Annotated in this window: 16 protein-coding genes; 6 read left to right on the top strand and 10 right to left on the bottom strand. The window is 33.3% G+C overall.

Annotation, left to right across the window (positions count from 1 at the left end; genetic code table 11):
• Nucleotides 1-101 precede the first annotated feature (101 nt).
• A complete protein-coding gene (tyrS, locus tag WN975_RS17080; RefSeq protein ID WP_337967556.1) occupies nucleotides 102-1,397 on the top strand; it encodes a tyrosine--tRNA ligase in 1,296 nt (431 codons plus the stop codon).
• 186 nt (nucleotides 1,398-1,583) lie between these two features.
• The gene (locus tag WN975_RS17075; protein WP_337967555.1) at nucleotides 1,584-1,928 is read left to right on the top strand and encodes a hypothetical protein; all 345 of its coding nucleotides are present in this window, start codon (nucleotides 1,584-1,586) and stop codon (nucleotides 1,926-1,928) included.
• Nucleotides 1,929-2,008: 80 nt separating this feature from the next.
• Here WN975_RS17075 and WN975_RS17070 read toward each other — a convergent pair whose 3' ends face one another.
• The 5 genes from WN975_RS17070 to WN975_RS17050 form a co-directional block, all read right to left on the bottom strand.
• A complete protein-coding gene (locus WN975_RS17070; RefSeq protein WP_337967554.1) occupies nucleotides 2,009-2,989 on the bottom strand; it encodes an acyl transferase in 981 nt (326 codons plus the stop codon).
• A gap of 139 nt (nucleotides 2,990-3,128) precedes the next feature.
• On the bottom strand, nucleotides 3,129-3,467 hold the full coding sequence (locus WN975_RS17065; RefSeq protein WP_099709703.1) for a T9SS type A sorting domain-containing protein: 339 nt from the start codon (nucleotides 3,465-3,467) through the stop codon (nucleotides 3,129-3,131).
• Between the two features lie 117 nt (nucleotides 3,468-3,584).
• The gene (locus WN975_RS17060; RefSeq protein WP_337967553.1) at nucleotides 3,585-4,781 is read right to left on the bottom strand and encodes a hypothetical protein; all 1,197 of its coding nucleotides are present in this window, start codon (nucleotides 4,779-4,781) and stop codon (nucleotides 3,585-3,587) included.
• A gap of 198 nt (nucleotides 4,782-4,979) precedes the next feature.
• A complete protein-coding gene (locus tag WN975_RS17055; RefSeq protein ID WP_337967552.1) occupies nucleotides 4,980-6,494 on the bottom strand; it encodes a T9SS type A sorting domain-containing protein in 1,515 nt (504 codons plus the stop codon).
• 192 nt (nucleotides 6,495-6,686) lie between these two features.
• Complete coding sequence (locus WN975_RS17050; RefSeq protein ID WP_337967551.1) at nucleotides 6,687-9,500, bottom strand: TonB-dependent receptor; 2,814 nt, start codon at nucleotides 9,498-9,500, stop codon at nucleotides 6,687-6,689.
• Between the two features lie 233 nt (nucleotides 9,501-9,733).
• Here WN975_RS17050 and WN975_RS17045 point away from each other — a divergent pair, with 233 nt between their 5' ends.
• From WN975_RS17045 to WN975_RS17035, 3 genes are all read left to right on the top strand, one after another.
• Nucleotides 9,734-10,417, top strand: a complete 684-nt coding sequence (locus WN975_RS17045; protein WP_017496206.1) for a response regulator transcription factor — start codon at nucleotides 9,734-9,736, stop codon at nucleotides 10,415-10,417.
• A gap of 196 nt (nucleotides 10,418-10,613) precedes the next feature.
• Nucleotides 10,614-11,693 carry an ATP-binding protein gene (locus tag WN975_RS17040; protein WP_337967550.1) on the top strand — a complete coding sequence of 360 codons (1,080 nt, stop codon included), beginning with the start codon at nucleotides 10,614-10,616 and terminating at the stop codon, nucleotides 11,691-11,693.
• 169 nt (nucleotides 11,694-11,862) lie between these two features.
• Nucleotides 11,863-13,158 (top strand): porin, encoded by a 1,296-nt coding sequence (locus WN975_RS17035; protein WP_337967549.1) that lies wholly within the window; start codon nucleotides 11,863-11,865, stop codon nucleotides 13,156-13,158.
• On the opposite strand, the gene WN975_RS17030 is transcribed toward WN975_RS17035, so the two are convergent.
• The 5 genes from WN975_RS17030 to WN975_RS17010 form a co-directional block, all read right to left on the bottom strand.
• Nucleotides 13,155-14,231 (bottom strand): glycosyltransferase, encoded by a 1,077-nt coding sequence (locus WN975_RS17030; protein ID WP_337967548.1) that lies wholly within the window; start codon nucleotides 14,229-14,231, stop codon nucleotides 13,155-13,157. The two genes, WN975_RS17035 and WN975_RS17030, sit on opposite strands and share 4 nt — an antisense overlap.
• A 247-nt stretch (nucleotides 14,232-14,478) precedes the next feature.
• Nucleotides 14,479-15,084, bottom strand: coding sequence for a hypothetical protein (locus tag WN975_RS17025; protein WP_337967547.1), 606 nt, complete (start codon nucleotides 15,082-15,084; stop codon nucleotides 14,479-14,481).
• Nucleotides 15,085-15,147: 63 nt separating this feature from the next.
• Nucleotides 15,148-18,579, bottom strand: a complete 3,432-nt coding sequence (locus WN975_RS17020) for a hypothetical protein (RefSeq protein ID WP_337967546.1) — start codon at nucleotides 18,577-18,579, stop codon at nucleotides 15,148-15,150.
• 238 nt (nucleotides 18,580-18,817) lie between these two features.
• Nucleotides 18,818-20,077, bottom strand: coding sequence for an aspartate kinase (locus WN975_RS17015; protein WP_337967545.1), 1,260 nt, complete (start codon nucleotides 20,075-20,077; stop codon nucleotides 18,818-18,820).
• Between the two features lie 59 nt (nucleotides 20,078-20,136).
• On the bottom strand, nucleotides 20,137-20,622 hold the full coding sequence (locus tag WN975_RS17010) for a GNAT family N-acetyltransferase (RefSeq protein WP_337967544.1): 486 nt from the start codon (nucleotides 20,620-20,622) through the stop codon (nucleotides 20,137-20,139).
• Nucleotides 20,623-20,886: 264 nt separating this feature from the next.
• On the opposite strand from WN975_RS17010, the gene fbp reads away from it, so the two are divergent.
• Nucleotides 20,887-21,894 (top strand): class 1 fructose-bisphosphatase, encoded by a 1,008-nt coding sequence (gene fbp, locus WN975_RS17005; protein ID WP_337967543.1) that lies wholly within the window; start codon nucleotides 20,887-20,889, stop codon nucleotides 21,892-21,894.
• Nucleotides 21,895-21,965: the final 71 nt, after the last annotated feature.

The following is a 21,965-nucleotide window of genomic DNA, read 5'->3' as shown; positions in this document are numbered from 1 at the left end:
ATATTGCCATTGTCATTGAAATTGCTTTTTGACCTTGATATTGTCATTGCTTTTTGATTTTGATATTGACATTGACTACATTTGCACAAATTATTTTAAAAATGAAGAATCTAGTTGAAGAATTAAAGTGGCGCGGGTTGTACCATGATAGCATGCCCGGAACGGAAGAACAATTGCTTAAAGAAGTGACTACGGCGTATATTGGTTTTGATCCAACGGCAGATTCTCTTCATATTGGTAGTATGGTTCAGATTATTTTATTGGTTCACTTGAACAGAACTGGCCATAAAGCGATTGCTTTGGTTGGTGGTGCTACCGGAATGATTGGTGATCCATCTGGAAAATCTGATGAGAGAAATTTGTTGAACGAAGAAACTTTGGCTAAAAATGTTGCCGGAATCAAAAGTGTTCTGTCGCGTTTCTTAGACTTTAATTCAAACGAAGCAAATGCTCCGGTTATGGTGAATAACTATGACTGGATGAAGGAGTTTTCGTTTATTGATTTTGCTCGTGAAGTTGGAAAACGTATCACGGTGAATTATATGATGGCGAAAGACTCTGTGAAAAAGAGATTAAGTGGAGAAGGTGAAGGAATGTCTTTTACTGAATTTACATACCAATTAATTCAAGGATACGATTTTTATCATTTATATAAAAACAATAACTGCCTTTTGCAAATGGGAGGTTCTGATCAATGGGGAAATATTACCACAGGTACAGAATTAGTTCGCAGAATGGGTGGAGAAAATGCTAAAGCGTTTGCTTTAACAACGCCTTTGATTACAAAAGCGGACGGATCTAAATTTGGGAAATCTGAAGGAGGAAATGTTTGGTTGGATGCTGATAAAACTTCAGTTTACAAATTTTACCAATTTTGGGTAAATTCAACTGATGTTGATGCTGAAAAGTATATCAAAATCTTTACTTTCTTAGATAAAGAGACAATTGATGGTTTAATCGAAGAACACAAAGCGGCTCCACATTTAAGAGTTTTACAGAAGAAATTGGCTGAAGAAATTACCATTTTTGTTCACAGTAAAGAAGAGTTGGAAAAAGCTATTCAGGCTTCAAATATTTTATTCGGAAACTCAACTTCAGAAGATTTAAAGCAATTGGATGAAGCGACTTTTTTAGAAGTATTTGACGGTGTTCCGCAAGCTGAAGTTGCAAAAGCAGATTTAGAAAGCGGATTGGATATTGTTACTGTTTTAAATGAAAAAACTGGTTTTTTTAAATCAAACGGTGAAGCAAGACGCGCTTTAACTGCAAATTCAATTTCTGTAAACAGAGAAAAAATCAAAGAGGATTTTGTATTAACGGCAAATGATTTAATCAATAATCAGTTTGTGTTGTTACAAAGCGGAAAGAAAAATTATTTTGTAATAAGAGCGGTTTAATTGTTTAATTGGTTAACCGTTTAACCGTTTATTCGAAATACAAGAAAATTAATAATTAAGATGTCCCAATATCTCGAAAGAGTTGTTGGGATTTTTTTTGTTTTTATTTTTGCAATGAAATTATGTTGCTGAGAATCAAATAATCATTTTATTTTAGTAGGTTTATTACCTAAAAACTAAAAACTTATGATTGGAATTTTATTTATTTATTGGATCTGGAAATCATTCACAAATTTGGCGCTTGAATACGATAAAAATAAGTGGACATATTTCTTTATTGGAATAATCTCTTATTACGGAGGTACAATTTTAGCTGGATTTCTTGTTGGAATTGTATTAGGTCTTGCTAATGGTTTTGATTCTGTTGCTAATCAGAATTTTGAAAATGCCGGATGGAGTATATTTTTTGTGCTTATTGGAGGTTTAGCTTGTTATGGCACTTTTAAATTTCTCGAAAATAAACTAGAAAAAGAAAGAGAATTAAATAAAAAAGATGGAATAGATGATATTGGTGTAGTTGAAGAGAATTAATTTTTTGTTCAACTGTTTAATCGGTTAATTGTTTAATCGAAATTACGGTTGAACAATTAAACAAATCAACGGTTAAACTTTTAAAGAACCATTAAATTACAACCACGAATATCAGAATTATCAAAACGTCCCAATACCTCAAAAGAGTTGTTGGGATATTTTTTGCCTAAATCTTGCGTTGCGATAAAAGAGCACGAGTTGATATTGGCTAAATCAATAACGTTGATTCCGCCGGTTTTTCCATCTTTCACGTAAGTGAGAGCATCTTCAGGATCACGAACTAAAATATTCATCCATGAAGGACATTCGAATATTCCTTCACCTAAAGAATAGGCTTGCGCCAAAAGTTCGGTCATTCCGTATTCAGAGTGAATTGCAGAAACGCCAAAACCTTTGCAAAGTTGTTCGTGCAGTTCTTCGCGAATCATTTCTTTACGCTTTCCTTTCATTCCGCCAGTTTCCATAATAATGGTATTCTTAAGGCGGAATTGATGTTTTTCGATCAAGTCTAATAAAGCGTAAGTAACTCCAATTAAAATCACATTTTGCCCGGATTCGTCCAGAGCAGTTAGTTTTTTGATTAAGTCGTCGTGATTGTGTAGATAAAATCCGCTTTCGGCTTGATTGGATAGTTTTATAAGATCTTCGACCATATAAATAAGCGAAGATCCATCGCGTTCGAGATAAGACGGCAAAAGAGCTAAAACGACGTAATCTTCGATGTTTCCGTAGAATTGCGAAAAACCATTGCGGTAACTTTCCTCATATAGGGAAACATCGGTCACTAAATGTCGGCTGGTGATCATTCCTGTAGTTCCGCTGCTGGTAAAAGTAACCTGAGCAGGATCATTATTGGAAACGACATTATGACTTTTGAAAAATTGAATGGGTAAAAACGGAATTTGTTCCAGAGATTTTACCTGTTGCGGATTGACTTTTAAAAAATCGCAAAAATCACGATATACCTGATTGTTCTCGTGCTGAAAACGAAACACTTTTAGTGCTATTTTTTCAAATTGTTTATGACTCGAAATGGTAAATATATCGTTGGCTGTGATCAAAACTTTTTTTGTGCAAAGATATTGTTTTTAGTTTTCAGTCGCAGTTTTCAGTCGCAGTTTTTGGTGTATGGTGAAATTGAAGACTTTGACTGCGACCGTAAACTAAAAAAGCTCCTGAAAAGGAGCTTTTTTGTATGTTTTATCGAATAATTAGCTTTCGTGTTGCTGAAGCATTTTCTTCGCTTATTTTGATGATATAAACGCCGGGAACCAGATCTGCAACGTTTAATTCTTTTGAACTTAAATGTAGTTGGAGTACTTTTTTGCCTAAAATATCAAAAATGATGATTTCTTTTTCTAAATCATTTTTAGACGAAATATAAACTTTTCCGTTTGTCACTGGATTAGGGTACAAGCTTAGACCCTCAATGGTTGTAGACTCTTGAGGTTTTGGTAATTGTTTACTGTCTTGTGCCGAAACACTTAGAGTAAAGAAAAAAGCCAATAAGAATGTAATATAAAAGTAGTTTTTTGCCATCGCATTTTTTTGATTACTGTAAATATACAAAAAAAATTACAAAAATTACGCCAAAAAAAAACATCCTAAGAATTTAGGATGTTTTTAACAATTTATGTTTGAAATATGATTTTCAAATTATTTGATCAAGTTTACACCATCAACTGTTGCCCAAGCTCCAGGAGTTAATGTAGCTCCAGTAGCAGTAGTACTAGTTGTCCAGTTTGTTGCAGGAAGAAAACTAGCTGCAGATAATGTAAAAGTAGCCTGTCCTGAAATGAAAGTAATAGGAGAGTTAGTAATTTTTACGTTGTTTAATTTGATTTTTCCACCAGCAACTTGGTGATCGTAAGTTACTTTATCTAATATTTGTAATACACCACCATTGAATGCTGTAGGTGCAGTTTGACTAACATAACCATCGATTACGATATTGCTGTAGTCTCCATTTCCTTCTTTTTTAAATTGAATAGCATCCAATTGAATTTCTTTTTGTTCTTCTGTAACTGTACCAGCAGCTCTTTTTAGAGTGATATTAATTACTTTTGGAAAAAACGCATTGTCATTATTAGAAGCTTCGATTTCCATACCATAGTTTCCTTTATCAACTTGGTAAGCATACCAGTTTGTATTTGCTTGACCTTGCCATCCATCTTGCCAGTCAAATGAATCATCATAGTTTCCGTAAGAAATAGCGTTTGTCATACTTACAGTTCCTCCGAAGAATTCGAATCCGTCATCAGCACCTTTGTAAGATACTAAGTGATCTAAAGTTGTTCCTGAACCTACTGAGTAAAAAGTAAAACCATTGTTTTCTTTTGCACCGTCAGCTAATTTTGAACCAGCGTATTCCACTCTTGTATATACTAATGAACCACCATTGTGAGTTGCATTTGTTCCTCCGTAAGAGATATTATTTCCGTCTTCAGATGTCGAAGTCGTTCCTCCACCAGCTACTTTTGCAGGAGCATCACCATACATAATGATTCCTCCCCAAGATCCTGGAACTTTTGATTTTTCTGTAAATACTACCGGTTGGTCAGCAGTACCTTTTGTAATTAATTTTCCGTCTTTCAAAACAACTAATGCGTTGTCTCCAGTAGCTTTATCGATAGTAATTGTTGATCCTGCTTCAAAAGTTACAGTTACACCAGCATTGATTTTTACAATACCTTTTAAAGTGTAGTTACCGTAAGCATAAGTTTTGTTTGCAGTGATTGGACCTGTGATTTCGCCTGTTGCAGGTGTCGGTGCAGGAGTTGGATCATCACTACTTGAGCAAGAATTTAAAAATAATCCTGTAGCAAGTGCTAAAGCAAAAAGTTTAGTTTTCATAGTTGTGTTATTATGTGTTTTTATTTTTGTCAAAATTAGAACGATAATCTTTTTCGGGTGTTATCTGAATATTACATTACGGTTACCAAAAACAAACTAAAATGTGAAGAGAATGTTAAGAGATTTTTTACAATAGTTTATAAATAAAAAAAAGCTCCAAATAAAATTCGGAGCTTTGATTTTAAATACATTATAATTCTATTGATATATAATCTTTCCTGTTTTAACTTCTTTATTGTCAGATATAACTTTATAGTAGTATATCCCTTTTGAATAGTTTGATGGGATATTCCATTTTATAATTTGATTGGGAGTGGAAGTGCCTTTAAAAACAGATTGAGCGTTTCTTAATCCTTCAGAATAAACAATTATTTCTATTTCTTGATTGTTAGAAGAACTTGTTGTGAAATTTACTGAGTCTGATGTAGGGTTTGGATAAACAGCAGCTGTTAATGTGTTTTCTTTATTCGAAGCTTTAGCTGAAACGCCACTAAGACTTAATTTATTACTGGTCGAAGATATTCCAGCGGTTACTATTCTAACCAATTTTGCGGCACTATCAATTTGTAATATTGTATTAATTTGGTTGAGATGAGAAGTTAAATCAAGGTCTTTGGTAGTTTCATCAAAATCAATTGCATCCCCTGTGTAGTATATTGCCCAAGAATAAGTATAGGTACCTAACCCTCCGGTAGGAGTGCTTCCTGTTACAAACTTATTACTAACTGAAATAATGTTGTTTTGTATTGCAGAAATATGGGGTATAGCAACGGCATTGCTAGGGCCATATTGACTTCCTGAAGTTACCATTCTTTTCAATGTGAAATTATTAGGTGAATTGAAATATCTGGTAAAGGTAGGTTCTGTTAAAATTAAACTTTGTGAAGTGTCTGGTAATTGACTGGCGTCTCCATCTTGGTCGATTATATACCAAGTATATTGATAAGAATCGGTTCCTAATCCTCCTGTTGGTAAACTTCCAGTTACTGTTACTCCATCTATAGAGATTGTATTATTTTGTACAAAAGGTGGAGGAGCAACCGTGACGGTTATTTCGGAACTAGTATTAGTAAGTCCTGCTGATGTAACACTTCTTTTAAATGATGTTGTTGCAGCAAGAATACCTGGTGAATAATTAATGCCAGTAGCTCCTGAAATGATAGAATATGCACCATCTCCAACCTTTTTTTTCTGCCAAATGTAACTAAAAGTTCCATTTCCGCCTGACGGAGTAGACCCAGTTAATATACTTGTAGTTTGTCCTTCATAAACGGTTTGATTTCCTGAAATGTAATTATTGGTTATTGGATTAGCCGCTACAGCTTTATAATTAACAGTAATTTTAATCATTTCAGATTCCTTCTGAGAACAACTTCCGTTAGTAGTAAAATTATAAACTTTCTGAGTATCTGAAGTCACAGTTTTTTTAAACTTAAATTTTAATGTAGTTGTTTGACCTGGGGTTAAGGATAATCCATTTGAAGCTAAATTAGAAAGAAAGCCATCAGGATCTCCACATAAAAAGTGTTGATCAAGTATTACCGGGTTACTGCTATTTCCATAACAACTAATTATAATATCCAGTGATCCTTCAACACCGGAATTTGTTGTTACTGTACCAGTTTTAGAAGAGTAAGTCACATAATTTTGAGAAAATCCAATTTCTGCCAAAAAAAGCAGAGACAGCATAAATAGTAATTTTACATTTTTCATAAGTTGTTTTTTAAAATTCCAGATAAAATTAGCAGGATAATTTTCACAACATGTTATGTAGGTATTACATTACAGTTAGCTAAAAGATATTTAAATGTCAGAAAAATGCTATGAGTTTTTTTTCAAGGATATGTAAATAAAAAAAGCTCCAGATATCTGGAGCTTTCATTTTTATATTTATTTGAATGGGTACTAAAAAGTATATCCTAGTTTTAAAGAGAAACCAACTCCTTTTTTATAGCTGTTTGCTAGTAAAGAGGATTCATCTACTTTTATAGTTCCTTCGTTTCCAAATTCACGTTTTCTCCATGAATTCAAAATGTTATCGGCAGTGAATTTTACATCAAAGTGATCAGAAAGTTTGCTTCCCCATACAAAATCCAATTGTTGTACAGGCAACTCATAGATATTGTCTTGTCCATTGGTTCCTACAGCATATATTCTTTTTCCAAAAACACCATAAACAAGAGACATAGTATTTGGCATGTCTTTTCCTAAATTAAATTCATATTTTAAATCTGAATTTACTAACCAGTTTGATGCTCCCTGCAGTGATCTTGATTGATGTGTTTCAATAGAAGGTTTTACGGTAATTACTCCGTCCTCATCGATAGATTCAAAAGTTGGGCTTACAGTAACTTTTGATGACATCAAAGTAGCATTTAATCCCCATGAAAAATTATCTAAGTTTTCGCTAATTCTTTCTAAACCAACAAGTAATTCAGCTTCTACTCCATATATGTTAGCACTTTCAGAATTTAGAAAAGTAGTAACTGTTCCTGTTGTTGCGTTTGAGATGAAAGTTTTTTCAATTGGATTAATAAGGTGTTTTCCAAATATTCCAACAGCAATCATTTCTTTACTCGTTGGGAACAACTCATATTTTAAGTCAGCATTGTAATTGTCGCTGTTTTTCAAAATTGAATTTCCTTGAGTTGAAGTTCCGTCAGCATTGATGAAAGATATAGGGAAAGCCTCCATAATAACTGGTTTGGTGTATGTTTTGCTTGCTGCAAAACGAATGTTAGCTTTGTCAGTCAGCAAATACTTAAGATTTACTGATGGTAAAAAATAGGCATTATCATATTTTAATACTCTGAATGGAGAATCAAAAGAACCTAATGTTCTGTAATGAGTTTCCTTAAGAGTGCTTTCAAAACGAACTCCTGCGTTTACTTCAAGTTTCTCTCCAAATTTTAAAAACAAATTAGTATACCCTGCATTAGCCATTTCGTCAAGTTTAACTTTGTAAGTTGCATTAGAGTTTTCGCTAAAAGTCATTTTATTAGCTGAAATGTCGTTGGTTATTTGAGTATCTATATTATTTATGCTTGTAGTAAAGCCCTCATTACCGGTACTTGAAACAAAACGGTATGAAGATTCCATCTTAGATCCGCTGCCATTATATCCAACGGTTAATTTGTTTTGTTTGTCATTTTTCCCGAATTTCAAATTATACTCTACTAATGCTGAATAAAAAGAATTACCATCGACAGTTAAATATTGGCGCAGAAAATTATTTGCTCCATAAGAAGTGCTTATCATATCATCGCCTACTTTAAGACCAGAGAAATACTTTCTATCTGGCTGCTCATATTTTGTAGTAGCAAATGATGCTCCAGCTTTAATAGTTTGGTTTTTGTCTTTGCTTATTGCGTATTCACCTAATAATTGGGCATTCAAATAATCACTTTTGTCTAATTGATTAGTACGGATAAATCCATTTTCAGCAGATGTTCCTCCTGATGGTCCGTACTGATCTTTTATAGAGTTTAAGTTAGTTCTGATGTATAATGTGTTGAACGATAACTTAAGTCTGTCATTGCTGTAGTTTAAACCAACTAATGCTGAGTTTGTGGTTTTGAAACGATAATCAGTAGTGATAAAATTGTTTACATATTTAGATCCTGAAGACTGTAAATCGATAGTTCTGTCAACTCCTTCTCTTATTGAAAAATTATTGTCGTAATTTATAGAAAGCAGGTACGAGAAAAATTGGTTGTTATTCAAATCGAATTTTTCGGCATGCAAAAGGTTGATACTTGAGTTTAAAGGACTTTTAGCTTCACTTACATTAAAACCTTTATCGTTACTTACTGAGTTTAAAGCCTGGTCAGTTGTGTAAGTTTGTCTCGTTGCCTGATTTCCAAGAAAACTTGGTAATTCTCTGTCTTTACCATTAAATCCCAAATAGCCTGTTGCAGTATCTGCATCATTTGATAATAAGAAATCTTTAAAGCTGTTTCCGGTTGTATAACCTGCTCCAACACTTATTTTAGTAATGCTTTTTGTTGGTTTTGAAGTTTGAATATTGAAAGTACCTCCGGCAAAATCACCATATATATTTGGATTAAATGTTTTGTACACATCAATTACTCCAACAACATTCGTTGGAAACAAATCCAAAGCAATAATTTTAGTGAATGGGCTGTTTGTTGGTGCAGCCAAATCATTAATCAATAAATTGTTATATCGGTCTTCCAGTCCACGTACAAATATTCCACGGGAATCCACTTTTGTGATTCCGGTAATTTTTGTCAAACCTTCCTCAACATCATTAACACCTTTTCTAGCCATTTCCTGTGCACCAATACTTTGTTTGATAACAACAGCATTTTTTTGGTCTAGTAATAATGCAGTTTCTTTTTCTTTATTTGCTGTCGATTTTACAACAACATCTTTAAGAGTATAACCTCCCGATGAAAGCACCTGATTAACAGTAACAGTTTCATTTGCTTTAATAGTCACGGGTTTTTCTACAGATTCATATCCAATGAAACTAAAAATAATAGTATAGCTTCCTGGATTTACAGTCAACGAATATTTTCCGTCGATGTCAGTGTTTGCGCTAATGTTTGTACCTTTAATTAAAACATTTGCAAAAGGTAACGCTTGGTTGTTCATTTCCTTGTCGGTTAATACACCAGAAATCGTACCTTTGTTTTGTGCGATCGAAATCGTACAGATGAATAATGTGATAAATAGAAATTTTAAATTGAATTTCATTTCAGTGTTGTGTTTAATTTATTTTTGTGCAAAGAAAGAAACGCTGTGTAAAGTTCATGTTAGGTACTCGTTATGTTTTCGTGTCTTGTAGATTATCAAATTGTTACCAAATTAAATTACAGTTAACTGCAATTTTTGACCGTTGTTTTATTAGTATATTTACCATCTCAAATGAAAATCATCGAATGTATAATAAAGAAAATTTGATGTAAGAATCTCAATTTTTGCTATTTATGAAAAAAACACAAACCAAGATTTTATTAGTTGACGATGAACCAGATATCTTAGAAATCGTTGGCTATAACCTTGCTCAGGAAGGCTACCAGATTGTAACAGCTTCTAATGGAAAAGAAGCCATTGCAAAGGCTCAGAAAGAATTGCCGGAATTAATTATTATGGATGTAATGATGGCAGAAATGGACGGAATGGAAGCTTGCGAACACATTAGAAAAATTCCTGAATTAAATAATGTTATCATAACATTCCTAACAGCGAGAAGCGAAGATTACTCACAAGTTGCTGGTTTTGATGCAGGTGCAGATGACTATATCACCAAACCAATAAAGCCAAAATTATTGGTCAGCAAAGTAAAGGCTTTGTTAAGAAGGTTAAAAGAACAAGAAGTAGTCAGCGACACCTTAAACGTTGGCGGAATCGAGATTAATCGAGAAGAATATAAGATCATAAAAGGCAACGTAGAAATTGCTTTACCAAGAAAAGAATTTGAATTATTTTATCTATTAGCTTCAAAACCAGGGAAAGTTTTCAAGAGAGACGAAATTCTGGATAAAGTTTGGGGCAATGAAGTAGTAGTTGGAGGAAGAACAATAGATGTTCATATTCGAAAACTACGTGAAAAAATTGGAGAAGATCTTTTTAAAACCATCAAAGGAGTTGGTTATAAATTTGAAGTTTAGCATCCTAATAAAAATTCGAACCATATAAGTGATATAAGTTCATTTAATTTGTTGTTCGCAATTTTTAAAAATTAGTATATTTAGCACATGTAAACATAGCGTCTACATGTGCTAAGTCATTTATAGTCAAAAGTAAAATGAACTTATATCACTTATATGGTGAAAGAAAAAAAATCTTAATGGTTACAAAATAACAATGAAAATTAATTTTAAAAAAACATACAAATTTGCAATCAAATCGGCATTATATATAAGTCTTTTTGCAACAGGATTTGTACTGATGTTAATGTCATTATTCTATAAAAATCAACTGAAACATCAAGTTGCATTTGGAATAATTTTTATTATATCAATTTATATATTCGCGTTTTTAGTTTTGCAATATCGTGTAGAGCGCTTTATTTACAGAAGAGTAAAAAAAATATACGATGAGGTTTCTTTATTAGAATCTACAACACTTATCAATCAGCCTATAACTACTGATATGGAAACGCTTTCGCGTGAAGTAAAGAAGTTTGCCACTGATAAAAAACTTGAAATCGAAATGCTTGAAATTCGCGAGCAATACCGAAGAGAGTTTTTAGGAAACGTTTCACACGAACTTAAAACACCTTTGTTTACCGTTCAGGGTTATGTTTCGACATTGCTTGATGGCGCAATGGACGACAAGAACATTAGAAAGAAATATTTAAAACGTGCCGAAAAAGGAGTAGAGCGTCTTATTTATATAGTAGAAGATTTGGATATGATAACCAAGTTAGAATCAGGAGATTTAGATTTAAATTTTACTGATTTTAATATTGTTGAACTTATTCAGAATGTTTTCGATTTATTAGAAATGAAAGCTGATAAAAAGAAAATCAAATTAGCTTTTGAAAGCAAGAACGTTCAATCCGTAATTGTTCGAGGTGATCAGGATCGAATTCAACAAGTTTTGGAGAATCTTATCGTAAACTCCATTAAATATGGAAAAGATGGCGGTCTGACCGAAGTTGGCGTTGTCAATTTAACCAAGAAAAAAGTCTTAATCAGAATTAGTGATAACGGAGAAGGAGTTGAGAAACAAAACATTCCAAGACTTTTTGAACGTTTTTACAGAGTTGACAAAAGCGGAACTCGTTCTGAAGGAGGTTCTGGTTTAGGATTGGCAATCGTAAAACATATTATCGAAGCTCATAAAGAGAAGGTTTATGTCGAAAGTGAGTTCGGAATAGGTTCTGAATTCTCTTTTACGCTTGAAAAAGCAAATAAAACAATAAAAGCTGAAGTTAAATAATTGTAAGCTACTTTCTGCGGAGTACAGTAAAACAAGGTGTTTTAACATTAGTTAAACATTGACTGAGAATCCGTAACAATAAATTTTTATTATAGTAACATCTTGTTAATGATTTCTTAACATAGGTGACACATCTTTGCACCTTGAAATTAAGGGAATTAGAGAAAAGATGATAAAAAGAAAATTAGTTGTTGTTTTATTACTAATATCTTGCGCTGTAAGTGCACAGGATTTGAATAAACAGGATGTAAAAAACGAAGTAATGCGTATTTTAGATTCTATTAATAAAGCAAAACTTCCAGAGACTAAGTCTGGAGGAGGAGTAGAAGAGCATTGGTACGACAGAATTTCTCTAAGAGGATATGCACAAATAAGATACAATGGTTTGTTTTCTACAAACGATAAAGTTTCTTGTGAGCAATGCGATAAATCCTGGGGAACAACTTCTACAGCTCCGGATGCAAAAGCAAACAACGGACTTTTTATAAGACGTGCACGTTTAGTGTTTTCAGGACAAGTTCACCCAAATGTGTTTTTCTATTTTCAACCTGATTTCGCCAGTTCTCCAAGTACCGGAATTCAAAATTTCGTTCAAATTCGAGATCTTTACTTTGATCTTTCATTTGATAAAAAGAGAGAATATCGTGTTCGTGTTGGACAAAGTAAAATTCCTTATGGTTTCGAAAACATGCAATCCAGTTCGCAGCGTTTGGCTTTAGACAGAAATGATGCCATGAATAGCGCTATATTAAATGAGCGTGATTTAGGGATTTTCTTTTATTGGGCTCCAGCCGAAATTAGAGAGCGTTTTGCAATGTTAGTAAAAGACGGCTACAAAGGTTCAGGTGATTATGGTGTTTTTGCTTTTGGAGTTTACAACGGACAAATTGCCAATAAACTAGACGGAAACAGAGATTTGAATGTTGTTGCCAGAGTAACATATCCATTCGTAATAGGAAGTCAGATTATCGAACCGGGAATCCAGGCTTATACAGGAAAATGGGCTTTTACCGGAGAAATTTCGCCAGGTGTAATCGTAAATGATCCGCAATATGTAAAAGACCAAAGAGTTGGAGCAACATTTGTTTTATATCCAAGGCCTTTCGGAATCCAAACAGAATATAATATTGGAAGAGGACCACGTTATAATACACTGACTAACACAGTTGATGAAACAGATTTAGACGGAGGTTATGTATTATTGAATTACAAATTAGACTTAAAGAAACAACATATATATCCGTTTGCAAAATTTCAATATTATGACGGAGGGAAAAAATACGAGAAAGATGCTCGTAGTTATGTTGTTAGAGATTACGAAATTGGTATAGAATGGCAACCAATTAAAGCCTTCGAACTTACAGCCGAATATGTAATTGCTGACCGTACTTTCGAAGACAGTGCATTGCCAATCAACAGACAACAAGGAAATTTATTGAGGCTTCAGGCTCAGTTTAATTTCTAATTTTTGTCCTCGAATATAGAAAATAAATTATCCCAGTCAATATCTTCATTGAATTGAGTTAAACCTTTAAACGACTTTACTTTTGAAAGATCTTCAATGGTAAAGTCGTCTTGCATTGCATACGGTACCAAATTCTCTTCCTGAAGTTTTATCGCCAAATATTCTTGTTCATATTGTCCCGGAGTAGGAATAAAAAAGGCTTTCATTCCCAATTTTGCCAAATCCATTACTGTTGTGTAACCTGAGCGGCATAAAACAAATTCACTTTCGTTGAATGTTTGTTCCAATTGCTTAGAATTCATGAAATTGTAATACGTAACATTTCCGTTTTGCCATTTGTTTTGAGTCTTCTCAACAATACCTTGTACAAAAACAACTTTACCTTTATAGTTAACAATTTCTTTCTGTAGCTTTTCATCCAGAAAAGTTCGTTGAGGTTCCGGTCCTGACAAAATGATCATCAAATCATAAGTTTTCGGAATATCTTTTTTGCGCATTCTGCTCAACGGACCAATATACTTTAAATTAAGTTCATTTGTTTTAAGATGACCAAGATCACCCGTCAAATTCACTTTCTCATTAGTATCCGGAACCCAGCATTCAGAATATTTTTTTATAACATGTTGATGACATTTACTCGTAAACCAAGTTGTATTTCCCGTCATCACATTCAATTGATGCGTCATAAATACAGAAGGCACTTTTTTGCTAAAAACCCCTAATCTATTGTCCGAAATAATACCATCAATTCCATGTTTTTTTATCCAACCGTTTACCATTTTTTTCTCATCAAGAATAGCGACAATCATTTTAGGTAAATTCTTAATCAGTTTCCACTTAAAATTTTTACCATTTTTTGCATATTCAATATGATAAGAAGGCAATTCCAGGGTCTGTACATAAGGAAATTCTTTGCGTAACAGAGCCAGTGCAACTCCATCAGAAGCGATTATTGGAATATAATTGTTTTCTTGAAGCGCTTTTATAATTGGGATGCATCTTGCGGCATGGCCTAATCCCCAGTTTAATGGAGCAACTAAAATTGTTTTGTTCGCAGAATAGTCAATGCTCATAGTTTAACGCTTTTTAAAAACGAAGATAAAGAAATATGTTTTCTATGATATTTCAGGCGTATTACTAAATTATTAAACTCTATATTCAGGTTTAAAAGGCGTTTTCGGACAAAAAAGTCTAAAAATAGTTCAATTTCTGACGTAAAGTTATTTGTATGTTAACGACTAATTTGTCGTCAGGAAGATTTTTTGCATAAAAAAAGGAACTACATAACATAGTTCCTTCTCATATATTGGTGTGAAATTATTATTTGTCTTGAATATAAGTTTTGTTTCCATTAGAGTTAATGTAGTATCTACCACCTTTTGGTCCCGTGTAAACTTTTTTTCCATTGTATTCTCCGGTAACTTTATCAGCTACTTTTGGAGCTTTTTCATTCGTTTCTTTTAATGTTTTAGAAGCACTTGTTTTAGCAGAAGTTGCATCTTTTGTTGCTTTCTTACTTGCTGCGTCTGCTTTTGCAGCTGTTTTAGTTGCATCAGATTTTGCACTTTCAGCTTTTGAAGTTGCTTTTTTTGCTTTCGCAGAAGCGTCAGTAGCATCAGCACTTGCTTTTTTAGCTTTAGCTGTTTCTTTTTTCGCTGTCGCCGAAGCATCATCAGCAGCGTCTTTGGCAGCTTTTTTAGATTTAGCCGTTTCTTTTTTTGCTTTTGTTGATGCTGCAGTAGCGTCATCTGCTGCTGCTTTAGATTTTTTGGCTTCTTTTTTTGCGTCCGAAGTTGCTTTATCGGCGCTCGCTTTTGCTTTTTTAGCAGAAGCTTCCGTTTTGCTCTTAGTAGTTTTAGCAGTTTCCTGAGCATAGAAATTAGAAGAGAAAACAACTAGAAAACAGAGTAATAATAATTTTTTCATAAGGTTTAAAATTTAAATTTCAATTAAAATTAATCAATTTATTGTAATGTTTTTCGTTAACTGTTAAAAATATGCACGCAACTGAATGTTTCCGGTATGAACCGTAGATCCCGTTTCACTTTTTCGGCCTTGATAATTTAAATTAACATCTAGAAATTGTGTTATATTCTTCTGTAATAGAAGCTTCCATACTAAATTTTGTCCTTCCTGAAGTCCTTCCAACATCTGAAATCCTACCGATGAAAATTCATTTCCGGTAAATTTATTTTGATAAAAAGAAAACTCTCCATTCAAAGTTATCTTCTTTTCGCCGGCAAAAGAAAAAGAAGTTCCGAGTCTGTTTTGGACAAGTGTTTCAAAATTCCCTATTTTATTTTCCTTGTTTTGAAATTCATAGAAGAAATCTAAACTTGTGTTTTTCGAAAATAAATAACTCACTTTTGGAGCCACTTGATATCCTTTTAAGTCATAATTCTTTTCGACAAAATCTTCAGAAACCAAATTGGTTTTAATGGTTTTGGTAAAGAAATTAAACAACCAGCTTTTTTGATATAAATGTGTGTATTGCAATTGATGCGAACTATTTTTGACATTTTGCGAACCTATCGAAAGTAGATTTTTACCTTTATTAATAAGATAAGTATACGTTACAGAGTTTTTCTGTTTCCCACGATTGTAATACAAACTGTTTCTGAAACTTGAATTTAATCCCAGAATATTTTCTTCAGATGAATTAAACGGATTCAATTCTAAACGTTCGCCCTGACTTTTTACTTTTCGATCCATAATAAAAGAAGTCTGATTGTAAAAATAAGAAAGCACCTTTTTATAACCCGTTTCGTTTTGCCATTGCAATGGATTCAAAGCGATAGATTGCGAAAATTTATTCTGATTGGTTTTGATGTAAATCTGATTGGGTAAAAAGATTCTAATGTATCGCGCCTGATCTGCAAAAGCTGCAATTTCAAATTCTTCCAATTGTTGAACTCCATCACCATTATAATCATTCCAGGTATAAACTCCCTGACCAGTTGGAACTTCTATATAGGTAAATTCTTGTTGCGCAATAGTTCCTGAACTGGTTTCGTAAGCGGTTCCAATTTGCATCAATTGATTAAAAAAGCGATCGTTATAAAGTATTCTCGAGTTTAAAGAAGGTTCATTTTTCCGGGTCGAATCTGTAAAATCTAAATTTCTGTAACTGGCATAAACCGCCAAATCTGTTTTTTTATTCTGAATCAATTTTGACTTTAAAAAATAGGTTTGCGAATTGTTCACATGCTGCAATAAACCATTTTGCAAACTATCGTTTCGGCGTTGCAAATAACCTATTTCGACAAAAACTTTAGTACTATCACCGCGACCAACGAATGCACCATATTCTGAGAATCTTTGGCTTAAAGCCGAAAATTGATTCGTGACTTTATCCCGTTGCTGATTGTCTTCGATTTGCAGACTCGCACCAATCCAGTTTTTACCAAAATGATACTTGGTTCTGGTTTGATTTCGAATAAATTTTGAAGTCGAAGTTGTTGCATCTGAATTTAGAAAACTTCCCTGATTTTCAATCGTCCATTGTTTCAGTTTGAAAAGAGCCGTTGTTGTATGTCTCGCTCCGGAATAACTTTCGGAATAATCTAATTTCTCAAATTGATAACTAAATAAACCTATGTTTGATGTTTTTTGATTTGCAAATAAATTAAAGTTCAAGCCTGTAGCCAATAAACTTTGATTGCCCAAAAGAGTAGCATTTAAATTCCAATCACGGCTAAATTCGATATTGTACAAACGCTCAACAGATCTAAAATCTTCCTGAACAAATTGATAATTTGCAAAAGCGTCCAAAGTCCAGTTTCTGGTAAAAAGACGTTTCTTGATATTTGTTTTCAAGGCAACTCCGCTATTATCGCCGTCATCAATGTTCGAAAATAAGTTTTTATCATTATTACTTATCGCGACTTCAAAGTCAACTGAGGTTTTTTCGTCAGGATTGTATTTTCCTAAAAAAGTCGCCACTTGCAATTTTATTGGCGCAACCAATTGTACAATAGGTTCGTAATTTCCTTGTAAAATGCCATTGACCGGCGCAACATATTCATAAATACGTTCGACAGAATTATTGTTCTGAATGATATAATTTCCTGCATTATTACCAACAAGACTAAATTTTACATTGTATAAAACGCTAGTTGCATCTTTAGAATATTCATAAGCTTCAACGGAGTTTATAAGGATTTTTTTATATAAAATTTTATTATCAGCATAAGTATCTTCATAAGCAGAAGGCGCTTTCATTAAATTTCGATCGTCTCCCGCCTGACTTAAAATCTGAACCTGTTCTGTAGAAAGATTTTGCTGCAAAGGCTGATTTTTCATATCATTTTCCGAATATAAATAACCGCCAAAACTCCAGTTTTTGTTTTCATGAGTTGCTCCGGCATACGTCACAATTCGGTTATAATTTCGATCTGAATATTGGTATTCGATATTGATTCGCATTTCAGACGTAATCGTAAAAAGTGAAGTAAAAGTAATTTCACCCGCATTATAATCGATCACATAATCGTTGTTTTCGCCACGTTTTAGTAAAACACCATTTACGTAAACACGCTCAGAACCTGAAATTACCAGAACATACAATTCACCATTTTGACCTTTTAATTTATAAGGTCCCTGATTTCCTTCCTGACCTGTAAAAGTACTTTTGGCATATTGACCTTTTGCAAATGCAACAGAAGCGAAGATGTTGGTTTTACTTTTATCAGTATCAAAATCAAAACTTGCCGAAATTCCCTGAACCTTTTTATTAAAACTTAAAAATTGAGTTTTTCTATTTTCAAGGAAAACATCTCCCGCCCGTATGTTCCAGTCGTCGCTAAAAAGTTCCATGAAAATATTATCAAATTGATCGAGTTTCTGAGAATAACCGCCATCTTGCAACGGAATATTATTGTCTTGAAGCGAAGCCCGTAAACTAACTTTGTCAGATATTTTTCCGGTAATTTGCAAATCCAGATTAGAGTTCAAAACCGTATTTTGATTGTTTCCAACGGTTACGCCACGAGTGATACTTCCGGAAGTATTTAGACCGTCAAACGGAGTTACTTTTTTGGTGCTTTTATTGTCGATTTTGTATAATTTCTCAGAACCAATATCGTTTGTAACAATTTGGTTTGATTTGTAAAGACTATATTCTTTGGTAATAAAATCAGGATATTTTAGATAATTGACAATTAAAGTATCTGAAGCCGAAGCCAGTTTTTCGTTGAAAAGCAAGGTTCCTTTTTGGAAATTTATCTTGTAAAAAGTCGAATCTAAAACTTCATTTTTAGTATTCAGAATTTGAAAATAACTCGAATTGATACTAAATTCTTCCAGATGAATAGTGTCGCGCGTTGCAATTACTTTTTTGGTTTTGTACGATGATTCCGTTTCCTGAGCCTGAAGACCAGAAAACCAAATAAGCAACGTCAAAAATAGTAATTTTTTCAGCATAAAGACTTTAACTCTAAAAAGCCAAAAGTAGTATTTATAATTGGGAAATAATGTGAGGGATATTTTAGTTTTTCCATTGAATTAGAGCCTTCAATTACTAAGTCTTCCTATGCGCATAGGAATTAAGAGAAAGTAGTTTAACGCTTTAAAAATGCTAGAAACTAAAAAAGGCTTTACAATCACGTAAAGCCTTTTTAGGAAATATATTGAATTAATACAATTAACTTATAAAGAAGGTTTAGTTAAGTTCTTTAGTCACAATTTGCATCGTTTCTCTACTTACTTGTTTAAGTAAAACTTCTTTGTTGTCTTCTACCGTTTGTGCAGCTTGTTCTGTAAAGTGGCGAATCGTGTATAAAGTTACATTCTCGCTGTAATCTACTTTGAATTTTTTCGAAAGGATCGCATTCAAATCATTGAAGTTCTCAAATTTATCTTCCACACAAACAGAAAAACTAATAGCAGAATTCTGAATCAGGTTTACTTTAATCTTGAATTCATGGAATAAAGCAAAAATCTCACTGATGTTTTCTTCCATTATAAAAGAGAAATCAATTGATGAAAGCGAAATCAAAAGCTGATTCCTTTTAACAATAAAACAAGGATATTGCGGCTCCAAATCAACACCTTTAGAAACACAAGTTCCTTTTAATAATGGATTGATAAAAGATTTTACGTATAACGGAATTTCTTTTTTCTGTAATGGTTGTAACGTTTTTGGGTGAATAACTGTTGCACCGTAAAATGCTAACTCGATTGCTTCACGATACGAAATTTGATTTAACAAACTTGCATTTTCAAAATAACGCGGATCGGCATTCATAACTCCCGGAACATCTTTCCAGATTGTTACACTTTCAGCATTTAAGCAATAAGCAAAAATTCCAGCTGTATAATCAGAACCTTCACGACCTAGAGTTGTTGTAAAGTTGTTTTCATCGGCACCCAAAAATCCCTGAGTAATATTTAATATTTTTCTAGGAACATTTTTGCTGATCAATTGTTGAGTCGTTTCCCAATCAACTTCGGCATCTCTGTAATTTGCATTTGTTTTAATGAAATTACGAACGTCCAGCCATTGCGTTTGGATTCCCATAAAGTTCATGAAGTGACTTAAGATTGTAGTCGAAATCAATTCTCCAAAACTCACAATCTGATCGTAAACAAAATTGTAATTAGGAGATTTATTATGTGCTAGAAAGTATTCTAACTCTGAAAATTGTGCAGTTACAGCAGCAAAAACGGCATGTTTCTCATCTTCGAACAAATCCAATAAGATCTGATTGTGATATTTTTTTATATCCTGTACAGATGCATTTAACTCTTCTGATTTATCAAAGTAATTCTTGATAACAACTTCAAGAGCATTCGTGGTTTTTCCCATAGCCGAAACCACCAAAATCACATCTTCGTAACCTACTTTTTGTAAAACGTCATATACGTTTTTAATTCCATCGGCATCTTTAACCGATGCTCCACCAAATTTAAATACTCTCATTTTTAATTTTAGATTTTAGATTTCAGATTCGGGGTTTGAAAAGAAATCGGGTAATTTTTTTATTTTTCTAAAAACGAATTAATTCCTGCTTCATCCATTTGAACAACTCTCCATTCTTCAAGAATCTTTGCGCCTGAATTCTCATAGAATTTAACTGCAGGAGTATTCCAATCCAGAACATTCCAGTCAATTCTTCGAACGTTATCTTTTTTTCCTTGTTTCATAATCTCAGAATAAAGTGCAGATCCTAATCCGGTTCCGCGCATTTTTTCCTTGACAACTAAATCTTCAAGGTGTATTGTTTTTCCTTTCCAGGTAGAATATCGGTAATAATATACTGCCATTCCAACAATTTCTTTCTGTTGTTCGTCATTTTCAATTTCTGCTACAAAAACATGAAATAATGGTTTTTCTCCAAAACCGTCACGAACTAAATCTTCCTCAGTTATTACAACTGCATCAGGCTCTTTTTCGAATATTGCCAACTCCTGTATTAATCCCAAAACTGATTTCATGTCTTCAGGATTTCCTTTTCTAATATTCATATTATGTGCAATTTATTTTTTGGTCCTATATGTCTTGCTTTTTTCGATTTAAGGCGTTTATTTCCAGAAATGAATCTTTTAGAGCAATTTCATATATTCTTATTATTAATTAGTTATAAGCTAAAAAAGTATGTTTTTTACGTGTACTTTTTGACTTTAATTAGCAAATATACAATAGTAGCAAACTAACGAAATAATTTTTAAATCATTCTCACAAAAAAAACGATATTTGTGACTTAAAAATAAAACTACAACGATATAGTAATGGAAGAACGCAATAAAACACTAGGAGAGTTTATTATTGAGAACCAAAAAGCATTTCAGTATTCGTCGGGGGAGCTTTCCCGAATTATCAACTCTATACGTTTGGCGGCAAAAGTCGTAAACTATAAAGTAAACAAAGCCGGACTCGTGGACATTATTGGCGCTGCAGGCGAACAAAATATTCAGGGCGAAGACCAGCAAAAATTAGATGTGTATGCAAACGAAGTATTTATCCAGACGTTAATAAACCGTGAGATTGTCTGTGGAATTGCTTCAGAAGAAAACGACGATTTTATAACTGTTCAGGGGAGCGACAACAGTCATAATAATAAGTACGTGATCTTAATGGATCCGCTTGACGGATCTTCAAATATTGATGTTAATGTTTCTGTGGGAACTATTTTTTCTGTTTTTAGAAGAATTACTCCAATTGGAACTCCGGTAACAAGCGAGGATTTTTTACAACCGGGAATCAATCAAGTTGCAGCAGGTTATGTAATTTATGGAACTTCGACAATGTTGGTTTATACAACCGGACATGGCGTAAACGGATTTACTTTAAATCCGGCAATCGGAACATTTTATTTATCACATCCAAATATGAAATTTCCTCAAAACGGAAATATTTATTCGGTGAATGAAGGAAATTATGTTCACTTTCCGCAAGGCGTAAAAAACTACATCAAATATTGTCAGCGAGAAGAAGAAGACAGACCTTATACTTCAAGATATATTGGAAGTTTGGTTGCAGATTTTCATCGAAATATGATCAAAGGCGGAATTTATTTATATCCAACAAGCTCAAAAGCGCCAAAAGGGAAATTACGTTTATTATATGAATGTAATCCGATGGCATTTATCGCAGAACAAGCGGGAGGGAAAGCAACAGATGGATTTGGTAGAATTATGGAAATCCAACCAACAGAATTACATCAAAGAGTTCCGTTTTTCTGCGGAAGTTATAATATGGTCGAAAAGGCAGAGCAATTTATGGCGGAAGCGCTTTAGTTTTTAGCCGCAGTCTCGGTTTTCAGTCTCAGTTCAAACCCGACAGGTTTTAAAAACCTGTCGGGTTTATT

Source organism: uncultured Flavobacterium sp. (assembly GCF_951805225.1).
In the GTDB taxonomy this organism is placed as follows: Bacteria; Bacteroidota; Bacteroidia; order Flavobacteriales; family Flavobacteriaceae; genus Flavobacterium.
This window is presented reverse-complemented; position numbering and strand designations above follow the sequence as displayed.